The organism is Streptomyces dryopteridis, from assembly GCF_049606955.1.
In the GTDB taxonomy this organism is placed as follows: Bacteria; Actinomycetota; Actinomycetes; order Streptomycetales; family Streptomycetaceae; genus Streptomyces.
The window spans coordinates 1,397,504-1,414,044 of the sequence record NZ_CP187113.1 but is presented as its reverse complement, the minus strand read 5'-3'; the positions used below and the strand labels follow the sequence as shown (position 1 = coordinate 1,414,044).

13 protein-coding genes are annotated in these 16,541 nt (G+C 71.8%); 5 read left to right on the top strand and 8 right to left on the bottom strand.

All coding sequences use genetic code 11. From position 1 onward, the window contains the following. Nucleotides 1–91: 91 nt before the first annotated feature. Both ACN20G_RS05635 and ACN20G_RS05630 read left to right on the top strand, forming a co-directional pair. Nucleotides 92–1,675, top strand: a complete 1,584-nt coding sequence (locus tag ACN20G_RS05635; protein ID WP_424211609.1) for an acyl-CoA carboxylase subunit beta — start codon at nucleotides 92–94, stop codon at nucleotides 1,673–1,675. A 14-nt stretch (nucleotides 1,676–1,689) separates the two neighbouring features. Further along, nucleotides 1,690–1,893, top strand: coding sequence for an acyl-CoA carboxylase subunit epsilon (locus ACN20G_RS05630; RefSeq protein ID WP_424211608.1), 204 nt, complete (start codon nucleotides 1,690–1,692; stop codon nucleotides 1,891–1,893). Nucleotides 1,894–2,062: 169 nt separating this feature from the next. Here the strand turns inward: ACN20G_RS05630 and ACN20G_RS05625 are convergent, their stop codons facing one another. From ACN20G_RS05625 to ACN20G_RS05590, 8 genes are all read right to left on the bottom strand, one after another. Beyond that, nucleotides 2,063–2,644 carry a GTP-binding protein gene (locus ACN20G_RS05625; protein WP_424211607.1) on the bottom strand — a complete coding sequence of 194 codons (582 nt, stop codon included), beginning with the start codon at nucleotides 2,642–2,644 and terminating at the stop codon, nucleotides 2,063–2,065. Further along, complete coding sequence (locus ACN20G_RS05620; protein ID WP_424211606.1) at nucleotides 2,625–3,236, bottom strand: DUF742 domain-containing protein; 612 nt, start codon at nucleotides 3,234–3,236, stop codon at nucleotides 2,625–2,627. Before ACN20G_RS05620 ends, ACN20G_RS05625 begins: the two co-directional genes overlap by 20 nt. A 94-nt stretch (nucleotides 3,237–3,330) precedes the next feature. Further along, nucleotides 3,331–3,744, bottom strand: a complete 414-nt coding sequence (locus ACN20G_RS05615; RefSeq protein ID WP_424211605.1) for a roadblock/LC7 domain-containing protein — start codon at nucleotides 3,742–3,744, stop codon at nucleotides 3,331–3,333. Nucleotides 3,745–3,754: 10 nt separating this feature from the next. Continuing rightward, entirely contained in the window at nucleotides 3,755–7,219 is a 3,465-nt protein-coding gene (locus ACN20G_RS05610) for a nitrate- and nitrite sensing domain-containing protein (RefSeq protein WP_424211604.1), read from the bottom strand. 300 nt (nucleotides 7,220–7,519) lie between these two features. Next, nucleotides 7,520–8,101, bottom strand: a complete 582-nt coding sequence (locus ACN20G_RS05605; RefSeq protein ID WP_424211603.1) for a GTP-binding protein — start codon at nucleotides 8,099–8,101, stop codon at nucleotides 7,520–7,522. After that, entirely contained in the window at nucleotides 8,082–8,471 is a 390-nt protein-coding gene (locus ACN20G_RS05600) for a DUF742 domain-containing protein (protein WP_424211602.1), read from the bottom strand. The genes ACN20G_RS05605 and ACN20G_RS05600 overlap by 20 nt, the downstream gene beginning before the upstream one ends. Before the next feature lie 154 nt (nucleotides 8,472–8,625). Continuing rightward, nucleotides 8,626–9,039 carry a roadblock/LC7 domain-containing protein gene (locus ACN20G_RS05595; RefSeq protein ID WP_424211601.1) on the bottom strand — a complete coding sequence of 138 codons (414 nt, stop codon included), beginning with the start codon at nucleotides 9,037–9,039 and terminating at the stop codon, nucleotides 8,626–8,628. A gap of 9 nt (nucleotides 9,040–9,048) precedes the next feature. Further along, nucleotides 9,049–13,278, bottom strand: a complete 4,230-nt coding sequence (locus tag ACN20G_RS05590) for a nitrate- and nitrite sensing domain-containing protein (protein ID WP_424211600.1) — start codon at nucleotides 13,276–13,278, stop codon at nucleotides 9,049–9,051. A gap of 572 nt (nucleotides 13,279–13,850) precedes the next feature. On the opposite strand from ACN20G_RS05590, the gene ACN20G_RS05585 reads away from it, so the two are divergent. The 3 genes from ACN20G_RS05585 to gltX all read left to right on the top strand — a co-directional run bounded on the left by ACN20G_RS05585 (nucleotide 13,851) and on the right by gltX (nucleotide 16,462). After that, nucleotides 13,851–14,036 (top strand): hypothetical protein, encoded by a 186-nt coding sequence (locus tag ACN20G_RS05585; RefSeq protein ID WP_424211599.1) that lies wholly within the window; start codon nucleotides 13,851–13,853, stop codon nucleotides 14,034–14,036. 175 nt (nucleotides 14,037–14,211) lie between these two features. Then, entirely contained in the window at nucleotides 14,212–14,988 is a 777-nt protein-coding gene (locus ACN20G_RS05580) for a fumarylacetoacetate hydrolase family protein (protein WP_424211598.1), read from the top strand. Beyond that, nucleotides 14,981–16,462: a glutamate--tRNA ligase gene (gene gltX / locus ACN20G_RS05575; RefSeq protein WP_424211597.1), complete on the top strand. Its 1,482-nt coding sequence runs from the start codon at nucleotides 14,981–14,983 to the stop codon at nucleotides 16,460–16,462. Before ACN20G_RS05580 ends, gltX begins: the two co-directional genes overlap by 8 nt. Nucleotides 16,463–16,541 lie beyond the last annotated feature (79 nt).

Genomic DNA, 16,541 nt, shown 5'->3' with positions numbered 1-16,541 from the left:
CCCCGTATGTGCGGCCCACACAGCGGACAGCGCCGGACACTGTCCGGTGTCGACGGAGAGATTTCTTGGGCCCTCTTCGTAAGGTCATTACATGACCGTTGTCGACCAAACCTCCAGTGAGCCCACGGACGCGCGGGGTCGCGTCGCCGAACTGCACGCCCTGCGCGAGCAGGCCGAGCGTGGACCCTCCGAGCGCGCAACCGAGGCGCAGCACGCCAAGGGCAAGCTGACCGCCCGCGAGCGCATCGCCCTGCTCCTGGACGAGGGGTCGTTCCACGAGGTCGAGCAGCTCCGCCGGCACCGCGCCACGGGCTTCGGCCTGGAGGCCAAGAAGCCCTACACCGACGGAGTCATCACCGGCTGGGGCACCGTCGAGGGCCGCACCGTCTTCGTCTACGCCCACGACTTCCGGATCTTCGGCGGCGCCCTCGGCGAGGCCCACGCCACCAAGATCCACAAGATCATGGACATGGCCATCGCGGCCGGCGCCCCCCTGGTCTCCCTCAACGACGGCGCCGGCGCCCGCATCCAGGAGGGCGTCTCCGCCCTCGCCGGCTACGGCGGCATCTTCCAGCGCAACACCAAGGCGTCCGGGGTCATCCCGCAGATCTCGGTCATGCTCGGCCCCTGCGCCGGCGGCGCGGCCTACAGCCCCGCCCTCACCGACTTCGTCTTCATGGTCCGCGACACCTCGCAGATGTTCATCACCGGACCCGACGTGGTCCGCGCGGTGACCGGCGAGGAGATCACCCAGAACGGCCTCGGCGGCGCCGACGTGCACGCCGAGACCTCCGGCGTCGCGCACTTCGCGTACGACGACGAGGAGACCTGCATCGCCGAGGTCCGCTACCTCATCTCGATGCTGCCCTCCAACAACCGCGAGAACCCCCCCGTCGTCCAGGGCGACGACCCCGCCGACCGCCGCTCCGACGTCCTCCTGGACCTCGTGCCGGCCGACGGCAACCGCCCGTACGACATGCTCAAGGTCATCGAGGAGATCGTCGACGACGGCGAGGTCCTGGAGATCCACGAGCGCTGGGCCCGCAACATCATCTGCGCCCTGGCCCGCCTCGACGGCCAGGTCGTCGGCATCGTCGCCAACCAGCCCGGCCACCTCGCCGGCGTGCTCGACATCCACGCCTCCGAGAAGGCCGCGCGCTTCGTCCAGCTCTGCGACGCCTTCAACATCCCCATCGTCACCCTCCTCGACGTCCCCGGCTTCCTGCCCGGCGTCGACCAAGAGCACGGCGGCATCATCCGGCACGGCGCCAAGCTGCTCTACGCGTACTGCAACGCGACCGTGCCCCGGATCTCGCTCATCCTGCGCAAGGCGTACGGCGGCGCGTACATCGTCATGGACTCCCAGTCCATCGGTGCCGACCTCACCTACGCCTGGCCCACCAACGAGATCGCCGTCATGGGCGCCGAAGGCGCCGCGAACGTCATCTTCCGCAAGCAGATCGCCGAGGCCGAGGACCCCGAGGCCATGCGCGCCCGCATGGTCAAGGAGTACAAGGCGGAGCTGATGCACCCGTACTACGCGGCCGAGCGCGGCCTCGTGGACGACGTCATCGACCCCGCCGACACCCGCCACACCCTCGTCGGCGCCCTGGCCATGCTCCGCAACAAGCACGCCGATCTGCCCTCCCGCAAGCACGGCAACCCGCCGCAGTAAGGAGCCTGCCCCGCATGAGCACCGCCACCGACACCCTGTTGAAGGTCGAGAAGGGCACCGCCGCGCCCGAGGAACTGGCCGCGATCACGGCCATCCTCATGGCCCGCGCGGCCGCCGAGCCCACCGCCGCCGTCGTCGGCCCCCGCCGGTCCACCGCCGGCTGGCGCCGGCTGGAGCGCACCCCGGGCTTCCGGGCGCCGCACAGCTGGCAGGGCTGAGCCCCGCGCGTCACCACGAAGGCCGCCGTCCCCGCGAGGGGGCGGCGGCCTTCCGCGTGTCCGGCCCCGATCCGCCGGGCACGCGGACGAGGCCGGGACCCGGCCCCCTTCGCGGGGGCACGGGCCGTCGGCCTCGTGTGGACGCGTGCGCGCGGCCGCGCGCCGCTCGTTACCGCAGTCGGGCCATGAGGGCGTGTTCGACGAGGGTGATGAGGGCGCTTTTGGCGTCGGCGCGGTGGCGGGCGTCGGTGGTGATGATGGGGGCGTCGGGGCCGATTTGGAGGGCTTCGCGTACTTCTTCGGGGGTGTAGGGCTGGTGTCCGTCGAAGCCGTTGAGGGCGATGACGAAGGGGAGGCCGCTGTTTTCGAAGTAGTCGACGGCGGGGAAGCAGTCGGCGAGGCGTCGGGTGTCGACGAGGACGACGGCGCCGATGGCGCCGCGGACGAGGTCGTCCCACATGAACCAGAAGCGGTCTTGGCCGGGGGTGCCGAAGAGGTAGAGGATGAGGTCTTGGTCGAGGGTGATGCGGCCGAAGTCCATGGCGACGGTGGTGGTGGTTTTGTCGCCGGTGTGGGTGAGGTCGTCGATGCCGGCGGAGGCGCTGGTCATGACGGCTTCGGTGCGCAGGGGGTTGATCTCGGAGACGGCTCCGACGAACGTGGTCTTGCCCACGCCGAAGCCACCCGCCACCACGATCTTCGCGGAGGTGGTGGAGCGAGTCGCTCCGCCGTCAGAGCTTGCGAAGTCCACTGAGCACCCTTTCGAGCAGTGTCACGTCTGGCTGACCGCCGGCGGAATCGTCCCCGCCGGGCTGGTGAATGGCGACGAGGCCCGCCTCGGCCAGATCGGCTACGAGGATGCGGGCGACGCCAAGCGGAATGGAGAGCAGTGCCGAGATCTCCGCGACGGACTTGATCTCCTGGCACAGGCGGCAGATCCGCTGGTGCTCGGGCAACTGCCCTTGCAGCAGGGCCGGATCGGCCGTGGTGCTGACCAGTGCCTCGATGGCGAGCTGGTAGCGGGGTCGGGTCCGACCACCCGTCATCGCGTACGGGCGCACCAACGGGTTGTGCGCCTTCGGAGCGGCCGGCTGCGAGGGCCGGTGCGTCGCTCCGGGGTGCTGCCGCTGTTGCTGCCCGTACGGCTGCCCGGGGGGCGGGGGCGGTGATTGGGGTGGATACTGCGGGTGCCCCTGGTCCTGACGGTAGGGCTCCTGCTGCTGGTACGGGTTCTGCTCCGGGGAGGGCTGACGGCTGGGCGCCGAGGGGAAGTTGAAGCGGTTGTGGTCGTGCCCACCCTGCGGCTGGGCGCCGCCATAGGGATGTTCTCCGGGTGTTGTCACGTTTCCTCCTCCGACTCCAAGAACGCAGTACTCCCTGTGGAGCCGCGCCACCGCACCCTAATGGTGCGATGACGCGAACCGCACTGCCTGTCTGTCAGTTGAGAAGGCTTCCCTGGAGTTCGGCGCGCAGGTCCGGGGTGAGGACGTTGCCCGCGCGGTCCACGAGGAGGGCCATCTCGTAGCCGACGAGGCCGATGTCGCACTCGGGGTGCGCGAGCACGGCCAGCGAGGAGCCGTCGGAGATGGACATGAGGAAGAGGAACCCTCGCTCCATCTCGACGACGGTCTGGTTGACGGCGCCGCCCTCGAAGATGCGGGAGGCGCCGGCGGTCAGCGAGGTGAGCCCGGAGGCCACCGCCGCCAACTGGTCGGCGCGGTCCCGGGGGAAGCCCTCGGACATGGCCAGAAGGAGGCCGTCGGCGGAGACCACCACCGTGTGCGACACCCCGGGGGTGTTGTCCACGAAATTGGTGATCAACCAGTTCAGGTTCTGTGCCGCCTGGCTCATCGGGCTCACACTAACGCTCCTGGTCATAGCTGGTACTTGACTGCTCCGAACCCGCGCTGCGGCCCTGTTGGACACCGCGTCGCAGGTTGCTCAACCTGCCCCGCACGTCCTCCGGAGCGCGGGAGACCGAGGGGCCTCCCTGCGGGGTCGATTCCGCGGTGCCCTCGACCAGGTTGGCCTTGGGAACCCGCCGGGGGAGACCGGACGGGGTGACCCCGCCGGCCTTCGGCTCGCGAAGCTTTCCGGCCTGTGCCCAGCGCTCGTCGTTGCGAGAGCGCCAGCCATTGCCGTCCTCCTCCGCCTCCGACTCGGCCGGCTGGACCTTCCGGCCTTCGAAGAAGGACTTGGGGGACTCCGCTTCCTGCTGCGCCGGCTGCCACTGCGATCGGCTGCCGCGACGCGGGAGACCCGCGCCGGTCAGCTGATGGCCGGTGTCGTCAGTGGTGTCCGGTCGATCGAAGCCTACGCGTTCCGGAGCCGGTTCGGGAGCGACCGGGGATTCCGATTCGGTCCCGTGATTGTGCTGGTAGGAGGCCGGAACCGGGTTCTGATCCGGCCACTGCCCGGAGGCCGGGAACGATTGGCCGGCCACCTCGTACACCTGCTCGGTGCCCGGGGTCCCCGGGGTGCCGGAGGACGGGTCCTGCCAACCCTCGACCGGGTGCGACCGGCCCGCGTCCGCACCGGGACCGTTGTCGTACGCGGGCTGCCATCCGTCGCCGTACCCGGGTTCGACCGCGGGGGCGTATCCCGGCCACGGGGAGGGGGAGTTCTCGGGTGCCGGAGCGTTCCAACCCTGGCCGAAATCCTGCTGTTCCAGGGCGCCGGGGAGGGGGGCCGCGGGGGCCTCCGGGGGGAAGGAGGGCTGCTGTTCCAGGGCCGGGAAGGGCTGGGCCGGGGTGTGCGGCTGCTGCCAGTCCGGCGCGACCGGCGCCGGGTGGGTGCCGGTGCCCTCGGGCTGCCAGGGCTGTTCCCAGCCGGCCTGCTGCTGTCCGAACTGCCCCTGTCCGGTGCCGAATTCACCCGGGGCGCCGTGCTGCGGCGCGGGCTGCTCGCCGGTCCGCTCGGGCTGCCACCCGTGTTCCTGCGGCTGCTCCGGGGACTGGCGGCCGACCTGGGCCTCCAGCGCGGCGCGGCGCTCCTGGTGCGTGAGCGAGCGCTGCACGGCGTCGGCCTCGCCCTGGTAGCGCGAGTCGTCGAAGCCGAGTTCGGCGGCGGTCGGGGCGTGCCCGGCGGGGCCGGTCGGGGCGCCGCCGAAGGGGCCCGGCGCCTGCGCGGGGATGATCGAGGAGACCGTGAAGTCCCCCTCGGGCACCTGCTCGCCGCCGCCACCGTGGGTGATGACCTCGGGGAGCATGACGAGCGAGGTGGTGCCGGCGGCCTGCTCGCCGGAGGGGCGCAGCTGCACGCGGATGTTGTGCCGGTCGGCCAGCCGGCCGACCACGAAGAGGCCCATGCGCTGGGAGACCGCGGCGTCCACGGTGGGCGGGTCGGCAAGCTTGTTGTTGATGTCGGCGAAGTCCGCCGCTGTCAGGCCGATGCCCTTGTCGTGGATCTCGATCATGACGCGGCCGTCGGGCAGCCGGGTGGCGTTGACGCGGACCTTGGTCTGGGGGGAGGAGAAGGTGGTGGCGTTCTCCAGCAGCTCGGCGAGCAGGTGCACGAGGTCGGTGACGGCGCGGCCGTGGATCTCGGCCTCGCTCACCCCGGAGAGCTCGATGCGCTCGTACTGCTCCACTTCGGAGGAGGCGGCCCGCAGCACGTCCACCAGCGGGACCGGCTGGTCCCAGCGGCGGCCGGGCTCCTCGCCGGCGAGGATGAGCAGGTTCTCGCCGTTGCGGCGCATGCGGGTGGCCAGGTGGTCCAGCCGGAACAGGTTCTCCAGCTGGTCGGGGTCGGCCTCGTTGTTCTCCAGGTCGGTGATGAGGGTCAACTGGCCCTCGATCAGCGACTGGTTGCGGATCGAGAGGTTGGTGAAGATCGCGTTGACGTTGCCCCGGAGCAGGGCCTGCTCGGCGGCCAGCCGGACGGCCTCGCGGTGCACCTGGTCGAAGGCGCGGGCGATCTCGCCGATCTCGTCGCGGGAGGTGATGGGAATCGGGGCGACCCGGGTGTCCACCTTGCCGGGGTCGGTGCGCGAGAGCTGGTCGACCAGGCCGGGCAGGCGCTGTTCGGCGACCTCGAAGGCGGCGCCGCGCAGTCGGCGCATGGAGCGGCCCATCTGGCGGGCGACCATGGCGGCGAGGAGGAAGGCGACGGTCAGGGCGATCACGACGATGGCGCCGGTGAGGATCGCGTCGTTGCGGGCCTCGTCGGAGACGGCCACGGCGTCGGCGAGGGCCTTGTCGAGGAGTTCCTTCTCGATCTCGGCGTAGCCCTCGAACTTGGCGGTCGCGGCGGCGTTCCACGCGGGGGCGGTGGTGCCGCCCTCGGCGAGCGCGGTCGGCTTGGCGCCGCTCGCGATGGCCTCCGTCATGCCCTGGAGCGGGGACCCGTCCACGGTGGGCGGGGCCTTCAGGGTCTTCCCGGCGTCCCGGGCCTGCTTCTGCGCCTCGGCGAGCCGGGCGGCGCCCTCCTGGGAGCGCTTCGACATGACCTCGACGAGCCGGTCGGTGTCGGCCTGGGTGCCGGCGGCCACGTACTCGCCGACGGCTATCTCCTCCAGGTAGGCGTACGAGGAGAAGGCGACGAGCTGGCTCTTGCGGACGTCGTCGTCCTCGCTCGGCCGCACCAGCAGGTGGGTGCCGATCGACCGCTGGAGGGAGCCGGCGGCCTTGGCGAGCTGGAGCGCGTAGACCATGCGGCCGTAGGAGGTGACGTTGCCGGTGCCCAGGCCCAGTTCGTTGGCGAACTGCATCAGATAGTGCTGGACCAGGACGTAGCCCTCCTCGGTCGGCACGGGGCCGGCCGCGGCGGGCAGCTTCTTCTTGGCGGTCTCGGGCTGGGCGAGGTAGGCGGACTCGCGGAGCTTGGCGAGCTTGGGCTCCTCCTGGCGGAAGAGCTCCAGACGTCGTTCGAGCCCCTGGCCGGTGGGCATCCCGACGAGGGACCGGTCGAAGGCCGTCTTGGCGGCGTCGGTCGCGGCGTACGCCTTGGCCACCGCCGGGTCCTCGCGCTTGCCGGCGAGCAGGGGGGCGGCGGTGAGGTCGCGTTCGTTGAGCAGGGCCTCGCCGTAGGCGGCGGCGGCCTGCACGATGCGGGCGGTCTTCTCCGCGTCCTTGGCCTCGTTCCAGGTGTCGACGGAGCCCTTCACCTGGAATCCGCCCATGACGAGGCCGACGAGCACGGGCAGCAGCAGGATGGCGTTCAGTCGGGTGGGCACGCGCCAGTTGCGCGGGGAGAACCGGCTCCCGGAGCCGGCGCTCGGCGCGGGCTGCGGGTCGGGCGCGCCGGGACCCGGCACGGCCGCGCGCTGCGGCGGGGTGAAGTTGCCGCGCGCGGGTTCCTCCGCGGTGCTTGCGTTGCTTCGCCTCACTCGACCAACAACCTCTCGGCGGTGCTACCGGCTGGTTTTCATTTGAATTCCAGCACGGTCGGCGGCCGTGGTCCAAACACCTGAAATCGGTTGTTGCCCGGGACAGTTCTTCACCGTAAAACGGACATAAGGAGCTTGTGGCGCCAAATATCGGTCCCGCTGTGCGCTCTGAGGCACCGGCCGGTCGCCCGGAGTCGCGATCCGGGGTCAATTCTCTGTCGAAACGTTATGAACGAGCGGGCGGGCCGTGTCCTATGACACAGCCCGCCCGTCGGGTTGGGGATCGCCCGATCCCCCCGGTCACTTCAGTCGGGCCATGAGGGCGTGTTCGACGAGGGTGATGAGGGCGCTTTTGGCGTCGGCGCGGTGGCGGGCGTCGGTGGTGATGATGGGGGCGTCGGGGCCGATTTGGAGGGCTTCGCGTACTTCTTCGGGGGTGTAGGGCTGGTGTCCGTCGAAGCCGTTGAGGGCGATGACGAAGGGGAGGCCGCTGTTTTCGAAGTAGTCGACGGCGGGGAAGCAGTCGGCGAGGCGTCGGGTGTCGACGAGGACGACGGCGCCGATGGCGCCGCGGACGAGGTCGTCCCACATGAACCAGAAGCGGTCTTGGCCGGGGGTGCCGAAGAGGTAGAGGATGAGGTCTTGGTCGAGGGTGATGCGGCCGAAGTCCATGGCGACGGTGGTGGTGGTTTTGTCGCCGGTGTGGGTGAGGTCGTCGATGCCGGCGGAGGCGCTGGTCATGACGGCTTCGGTGCGCAGGGGGTTGATCTCGGAGACGGCTCCGACGAACGTGGTCTTGCCCACGCCGAAGCCACCCGCCACCACGATCTTCGCGGAGGTGGTGGAGCGAGTCGCTCCGCCGTCAGAGCTTGCGAAGTCCACTGAGCACCCTTTCGAGCAGAGTCACGTCCGGGGTGCCGCCCGCCTCGCCGTTGCCGGGCTGGTGAATGGCGACCATGCCTGCCTCGGCGAGGTCGGCCACGAGGATGCGCGCGACGCCGAGCGGCATCGACAGCAGCGCCGAGACCTCGGCGACCGACTTGACCTCGCGGCAGAGGGTGCAGATGCGCTGGTGCTCGGGCAGCAGCCCGGACAGGTGCATGGGATCGGCGGTGGTGCTGACCAGCGCCTCGATGGCGAGCTGGTAGCGGGGCCGGGTGCGGCCACCCGTCATCGCGTACGGGCGCACCAGGGGTTGGTCGCCTTCCGCGTACGCGTCGTACGCGTCGGGATAGGCGGGGGGCGGGGTCATGGATCCTCCGGGCTGGACAGCATCGGGTCAGCGTGCCGTCGGACGGGGCCGGTGGGGGGACGGTTCTCGCGGCCTGACGGGGGTACTGGGGCCGGGGACCAGGGAGGGCCCCGGGGTCCCGGTCGGCGCTACCGGCCGGCCGGGAGGTTCACGGTCAGATGAGAAGGCTTCCCTGGAGTTCGGCGCGCAGGTCCGGGGTGAGGACGTTGCCCGCGCGGTCCACGAGGAGGGCCATCTCGTAGCCGACGAGGCCGATGTCGCACTCGGGGTGCGCGAGCACGGCCAGCGAGGAGCCGTCGGAGATGGACATGAGGAAGAGGAACCCCCGGTCCATCTCGACGACGGTCTGGTTGACGGCGCCGCCCTCGAAGATGCGGGAGGCGCCGGCGGTCAGCGAGGTGAGCCCGGAGGCCACCGCCGCCAACTGGTCGGCGCGGTCCCGGGGGAAGCCCTCGGACATGGCCAGAAGGAGGCCGTCGGCGGAGACCACCACCGTGTGCGACACCCCGGGGGTGTTGTCCACGAAATTGGTGATCAACCAGTTCAGGTTCTGTGCCGCCTGGCTCATCGAGCTCAACTAACGCTCCTGCCGGTGAGTGGGGTCGATGGGGTGACTGCCGGTCGTCGGTCCGGTTCCGGCCTGACGGCCTTGCTGGATACCCCGGCGGAGGTTGGTGAGCCGGCCCCGGACGTCGTCGGGGGCGCGGGAGACCTGCGGACCGGCGGCCTGGCCTTCGGTCTGCTGGGCGGCGGTGCCGGCGACGAGGTTCGCGCGCGGCACCCGGCGCGGGAGGCCCGAGGTGGTGACGCCGCCGGCGGCGGGCTGACGCACGCGCTCGGCCTGCCGCATGAGTTCGTCGTTCGGCGAGGGCTTCCAGCTGACCGTCGGGTTCGCGGCGTCCGCCCGGTGCGGCTCGGCGACCCGCTCCGGGCCGCGCGGCTCCAGCGGCTGCTGGGGCACGGACAGTCCGGGCACGGGCTGCGGGCGCTGCGGCGCGGGCGGGATCGAGGTGCCCGCGGGGGCCCACTCGTTCTGCTGCGGGGGCTGCGGCTGCCCGTACTGCTGCCCGCCCGGGTAGCCGTACCCGCCGAGCGGGTCGGACTGCCCGTACTGCCCGTTCTGCGGCGGGTTCTGCTGCGCGTACTGCTGGTTCTGGTGCTGCTGCTGGTCCTGGTACTGGCCGTTCGGCTGCTGCGCGGCCGGGTACTGCTGGTACTGGCCGGTCTGCTGCGGCTGCGCGGTCGGGTACTGGCCGGTCGCGGTCGGGTCGGCCTGATGGGTCGGGTAGCCGTACCCGCCGGTGAACTGCGGGTACTGGCCTGTGGTCGCGGACTGCGGCTGCTGCGGCGGGGTCGGGTAGCCGTACCCGCCCGGCTGCTGCGGCTGCGCGTACTGACCGGTGGTGCTCGGGTCGGGCTGCTGCTGTTGCGGCTGCTGCTGCGTCTGCGTCTGCTGCGGTCGGCCGGGCTGCGGGAACCCGCCCGCGGCCGAGGGGTCGCCGGGCAGCGCGTACTGGCCGGTGGTGGTGGGCGAGGCGGGGGCCGGGGGCTCGCCGGGGAGGGCGAACTGTCCGCCGCCGGCCTGCGGGAAGGCCCCGGTGCTCGCCGGGTCCCGACGGTCGCCGTGCTCGAAGCCGGCGGTCGGGTCCGGGGTGCGGCGCGGCAGCGGGGAGCCGAGGTCGGGACGGGCGAACTCGGCGGTGGAGCCGGGCCCGGAGAGCTCGTCGTGCCCGCGCGGGGTCCGCTCGGCACCGGGCCAGTCGTCCGCGCCGCGCCGCGCGGCCGGCGGCGGGGCGAGGTGGAAGCCGCTGGTCTCGGCGGGGTCGGTGTGCGGGGACGAGAGGTCCGCGGTCGGGATCCCGCCGCCCTGCCCGCGGGCGGGGAGCTGGGGTCGCGGGGCGGCCGGGGCCGGCGGCGGCGTGGGCCGCTCGAAGCCGGACTGGGGCGCGAGGCCGGCCCGGTCGCCGGGGCGCTGCTCGCCGCGCGAGGGCAGGGCGGGGGCGCCGTTCGGGTTCTGGGCGGCCCGCTGCGGCTGCGGGACCTGCGGCGGCTGCGGGACCTGCGGGGTGCGCGGGGGCAGCGGGGCGGGTGCGCCGGGCACGCCGCCCTGGTTCGGGCCGCCGGGCAGGGCGGTCCGGGGACCGCCGCCGACCTGCCCGCGCTGCGGGGCCGAGCCGACCGGGGTGCGCTGCGGGGCGCCGCCGACCCCGGGGGCCTCGGCACGGTTGCCCGCGCCGGGCACCGGCGGGACCTGGCCGGGGACGCCGCCCTGGTTCGGGCCGCCGGGCTGCTGCTGACCGGGCTGACCGGGCTGCCCCGGCTGACCGGGCTTGCGGCCGCCCTGGGCCACGTCCACCGGGAGCATGACCAGCGCGGTGGTGCCGCCGGAGTCGGAGGGACGGAGCTGGATGCGGATGCCGTGGCGCAGCGAGAGTCGACCGACCACGAACAGGCCCATGCGGCGCGAGACCGACACGTCCACGGTGGGCGGCGCGGCGAGCCGCTCGTTGATCGCGGCCAGGTCCTCGGGGGAGAGGCCGATGCCGGTGTCGTGGATCTCGACCAGCACCCGGCCGTCGGGCAGCGCGTGACCGGTGACCTTGACCTTGGTCTGCGGGGAGGAGAACGAGGTGGCGTTCTCCAGCAGCTCGGCGAGGAGGTGCACGAGGTCGTTGACGACGCGGCCGGCGACCTCGGTGGTGGGCACCGAGGAGAGTTCGATCCGCTCGTACTGCTCCACCTCGGAGGCCGCGGCGCGGAGCACGTCGACGAGCGGCACGGGGCGGGTCCAGCGTCGGCCCGGCTCCTCGCCCGCGAGGACGAGGAGGTTCTCGCCGTTACGGCGCATGCGGGTCGCGAGGTGGTCGAGCTTGAAGAGGGAGGACAGCTGGTCCGGGTCGGCCTCGCGGGACTCCAGCTCGGAGATGAGCGAGAGCTGGCGCTGGATGAGGCCCTGGGAACGCCGCGAGAGGTTGGTGAACATCGCGTTGACGTTGCCCCGGAGGAGGGCCTGCTCGGCGGCGAGTCGGACCGCTTCCTGGTGCACCTCGTCGAAGGCCGCGGCCACTTGGCCGATCTCGTCGCGGGAGTGCACGCCGACGGACTCCACGGAGGTGTCCACGTCCTGCGGGTCGGACTCGGAGAGCTGCTTGACGAGCTCGGGCAGCCGGTCTTGGGCGACCCGGGTCGCGGTGTCCTGGAGGCGACGGAGCGAACGGATCATGGACCGGGCCATGACGAAGGCACCGGCCGAGGAGATGCCGATGACGAGGAAGATCAGGACACCGTTGATCCAGGCGTCGGTGGTCGCCTCGTTCTTCAGAAGGCGCGCGCTGTCCTGCATGTCGTTCAGCAGGGTCAGCTCGATCTTCTTCATCGTCGCGATCTTGACGTCGTCCGAGTCGTACCAGTCCGAGTTGGACCGGTTGGCTTCCTTGGACAGGGCGTCGGGGGTGCTCAGCACGCGGCGGACGTAGTGGTTCGCGGTCGCGATCTCGCTGTTGCCGCTGTTCAGTGGGGCGAGCAGCTCGTTGGCGTCACCGCCGTTGGCGCTGTAGACGAGGCCGAAGGTGCGCAGCGCGGCGGCCTCGGAGACGAAGGCGTTCTGCGCGTACAGCCGGTCGGCCTCGGACATCTTGCCGGGGGTGGTGGGCTGTTCGGGCAGGGCCGCGGCGATGATCGCGCGCTGGATGGAGGCGTTCTCCTTGGCGGAGGAGAAGGCCGCCAGCGCACGGGTCTTCTTGATCATGACCGGGTTCGAGGTGGCCTGCGCCATGTCCTGGGAGAGGGACAGCAGGGCGGCGACGATCCGGTTGTAGGAGGTCACCGTCTGGAAGGTGTTGTTGCCTTCCTTGTAGGCGTCCTTGCGGGTCTGCTCGATCTGGCCGAGGCTGCGCGAGATCTGCAGGATGTTGTTGCGGATCGACGCCAGGGTCTCGTCCTGGCCGGCCGCCCCGCGCTTGTCGTTCACCGGGTCGGTGGCCTGGATGAACGCGTCGATGGCGGTGTCGGTCTGGGCGCGGACGCCGTTGACGATCGAGTTGGTCTTGCCCTTGTTCGCGGTCATCGGGCCGGCGGAGCGGTCGCGCTCCTCCTGCAGGGCCGCGGCCAGGTTGGTGGCCTGGTTGGTCATCGTGGTCAGCAGCTTCATGTGTTCGAGCTGCTGGATGTCGTCGCGCGAGTCCATGATGCGCAGGACGCCGAGGCTGGTGGCCGCGACCACGGGGAGGGTCAGCAGCGAGACCAGTCGGGTGCTGATGCGCCAGTTCTGGACGGCGAGGCGGGAGCCGGTGGAGCGGGGCGCGGCGGACGCGGGGGGCGTGGCGGGGTCGGTGTCGCTCTGCACGGGGCCGGCGGCGCCGCTCTGCGGGGCGGAACCCTCGGCGCCCTTGCCCTTCTTGGCGGCGCGGCCCTTCGGGGGCTTGGGGTGCGGGGCGGCCTTGGCCTTGCCCTTGCGCTTGCCCTTCTTGCCCTCGGGCTCGGGGGCGACCGGCGGGGCCGGGATCCGGGGGCCGGGGACGCGCGGTCCGCCGGGGCCGGGTATGCCGGAGCCGCCGGGGCCGGGTATGGAGCCGCCGGGGCCGGGCACGGGGCCCGCGCCGCCGGGACCGACGATCGGGTTTCCGGGGCCGCCGGTCGGACCGCCCGCGGGTCGCCCGCCGCCGAAGGCCGCGGCGCCGAACGCGTCCGCTCCCTCGGCGCCGGGGCCGCGGTTCTGGGCGTGCTGGGGCGAGGACCCGCGCTCGTTCCCGCCGCGCGGCTCCTGCCCCGCCGCGGCGTTGCCATCCCTCTTGAAACGTCCCTGCACTGGCGTCGCAACCTCTGGACCAGGCGTCCCGCCGGTGAGCGGCGAAACGGTGTCGAGTCATCGGGGCCGGTGCCCCTGTGGTCGTCGGTGACCGGCGCGTTCGTTCCTTTCCGCGCCCTGCGCGCGCGGAGCGTTGTCGCACCCTCGCGCGCCGGCTCATTCTCGCGGCGGTCCCGCGAATTCCAGCACAGTGCCGGATCTCCAACAAGGTGCGCCGGCGCCCTCACGGAGGCGGTCACACGGGGTGACTCGGAGATTACCCCAAGTGGAGCCCTTATCGGCATGAAACGGACTATCCGCCCGTAGTTTTCGTGGTCAATCCGAGCCCTCGTGTCCGATGATCACGAGTGGAATATTGCATTCAGTGACGCAATGTCCGTTTCCCTGAGCGGAATTGACCGCCGGGAATGACCGGTTTGTCCGATCACGGGTGAGCAAACTCACACGCCGGGAAGCCCTGTCGGCTCGTTCTCCCGGGTAATCCGATGTTTAGCCTGAATCTTTACAGGGATGGCCCATCCGCCCGTCGGCGCCCCCCGCGCCGACCCCACGACGAGGTTGACGAGAAGTCGATGAACGAGACGACGCCCACGGACCGCACCACGGCCAACCCGCGCCGCACCACCCTCATGCACCTGGAGAACGCGACCAGCCTGCTCCCGGAGACCCGCGAGTACTCCGTGGACCTGCCCGCCGTGACGGCCAACCCGCGCCGCACCGTCCTGATGGTCGCGCCGCAGACCCCCGTCGCCTCCTGAACCACCCCGCAGCACCCGGCCGGCGGCCGGCGCGACCCACCCGGTCGAGCCGGCCGCCGTCGTCGTCGCGCGAGCCGACGCCCCCGTCGCGTTAGCCTGGGTCCCGCAGACTTCGGCTCACCGCCGCCGCCCCCCGGGGCCCGGCGGCGGCATCACAGAGGGGCAGGCGCCGGCCTTGCGCATCGCCAGATTCTCGATCGACGGAAACGTCGCCTTCGGCGCCGTGCAGGGCGAGGCTCCCGACGAGCTCGTCCTCGACATCATCAAGGGCATCCCGTTCGCGGACTTCGAGCTCTCGGGCACGAAGGTCCCGCTGAACAAGGTCCGCCTGCTGCCCCCGGTCCTCCCCAACAAGGTCGTGGCCATCGGCCGCAACTACGCGGAGCACGCCGCGGAGCTCGGCAACGAGGTCCCCGAGGTCCCGGTCACCTTCTTCAAGCCCTCCACCTCCGTGGTCGGCCCCGGCGACCCGATCGTCTTCCCCTCCTTCGCCGGCGAACTCCACCACGAGGCCGAGCTGGCCGTCGTGATCGGCCGCATGTGCCGCGAGGTCCCCCGCGAGCGAGTCAAGGACGTCATCCTCGGCTACACCTGCGCCAACGACGTGACCGCCCGCGACGTGCAGCGCCGCGAGAGCCAGTGGGCCCGCGCCAAGGGCTTCGACAGCTCCTGCCCCCTGGGCCCGTGGATCGAGACGGACCTGGACCCGAGCGACCTCGTCGTCGGCTGCACCGTCAACGGCGAACAGCGCCAGCTCGGCCGCACCGCCGAGATGGTCCGCCCGATCGAGGACCTGATCGTGCACATCACCGAGGCCATGACGCTGCTCCCCGGCGACGTCGTCCTCACGGGGACCCCGGCCGGAGTCGGCCCCCTCAACGTCGGCGACGAGGTCGCCGTCACCATCGAAGGTATCGGCACTCTCACCAACAAGGTGATCAAGCGTGGCTAGCGCATCTCCCGTCCGCGTACGGTTCTGTCCCTCCCCGACCGGCAACCCCCACGTGGGCCTGGTCCGGACCGCCCTCTTCAACTGGGCCTTCGCCCGGAACCAGGGCGGCTCCTTCGTCTTCCGCATCGAGGACACCGACGCCGCCCGTGACTCCGAGGAGTCCTACGAGCAGCTCCTGGACTCCCTCAAGTGGCTCGGCTTCACCTGGGACGAGGGCCCGGACGAGGTCGGCGGCCCGCACGCCCCCTACCGCCAGTCCCAGCGGATGGACATCTACGCGGACATCGCCGGCAGGCTCCTGGCCGCCGGTCACGCGTACCACTGCTACTGCACCACCGAGGAGCTCGACGAGCGCCGCGAGGCCGCCCGCGCCGCCGGCCGGCCCTCCGGCTACGACGGCCACTGCCGCGCGCTGACCGCCGAGGCCAAGGCCGGGTACGAGGCCGAGGGCCGCGCCGCGATCGTCCGCTTCCGGATGCCCGACGAGCCGATCACCTTCACCGACCTGGTGCGCGGCGAGCTGACCTTCACCCCGGAGAACGTGCCGGACTACGGCATCGTCCGGGCCAACGGCGCCCCGCTGTACACCCTGGTCAACCCGATCGACGACGCCCTCATGGAGATCACCCACGTCCTGCGCGGCGAGGACCTGCTCTCCTCCACCCCCCGCCAGATCGCCCTCTACAAGGCGCTCATCGAGCTGGGCGTGGCCAAGGAGATCCCGGCCTTCGGACACCTGCCGTACGTCATGGGCGAGGGCAACAAGAAGCTCTCCAAGCGCGACCCGCAGGCATCGCTCAACCTCTACCGCGAGCGCGGCTTCCTCCCCGCCGGCCTGCTGAACTACCTCTCCCTGCTCGGCTGGTCCTTCTCCGCCGACCAGGACCTGTTCACGCTGGACGAGATGGTCGCCAAGTTCGACATCGCGGACGTCAACGCGAACCCGGCCCGCTTCGACCTCAAGAAGGCCGAGTCCATCAACGCGGAGCACATCCGCCGGCTGGACCCGAAGGAGTTCGCCGAGGCATGCCGCCCCTGGCTGCGCGCCCCGCACGCGAACTGGGCCGAGGCCGAGTTCGACGAGGCCGCGTGGCAGGCCATCGCCCCGTACGCGCAGACCCGCCTGACGGTGCTCTCCGAGATCACCGCCAACGTGGACTTCCTGTTCCTGGCCGAGCCGGTCTTCGACCAGCCCTCCTGGGACAAGGCCATGAAGGGCGAGCCGGCGGCCCTGCTGACCACCGCCCGCGAGCACCTCGACGCGGCCGACTGGAACGACCCGGAGTCGCTCAAGCAGGCCGTGCTGACCGCCGGCGAGGCCCACGGCCTCAAGCTCGGCAAGGCCCAGGCCCCGGTCCGCGTCGCCGTCACCGGCCGCACCGTCGGCCTGCCGCTCTTCGAGTCCCTGCAGATCCTGGGCAAGGAGCGCTCGCTGGCCCGCGTGGACGCGGCCCTGGCCCGCCTCGCCGCCTGACGCACGTCCCGGCACCCCCGAGGGCCGGTCGCGACGCACCCGCGCCGCGACCGGCCCTCTCCCGTTCCCCCGCCATCGC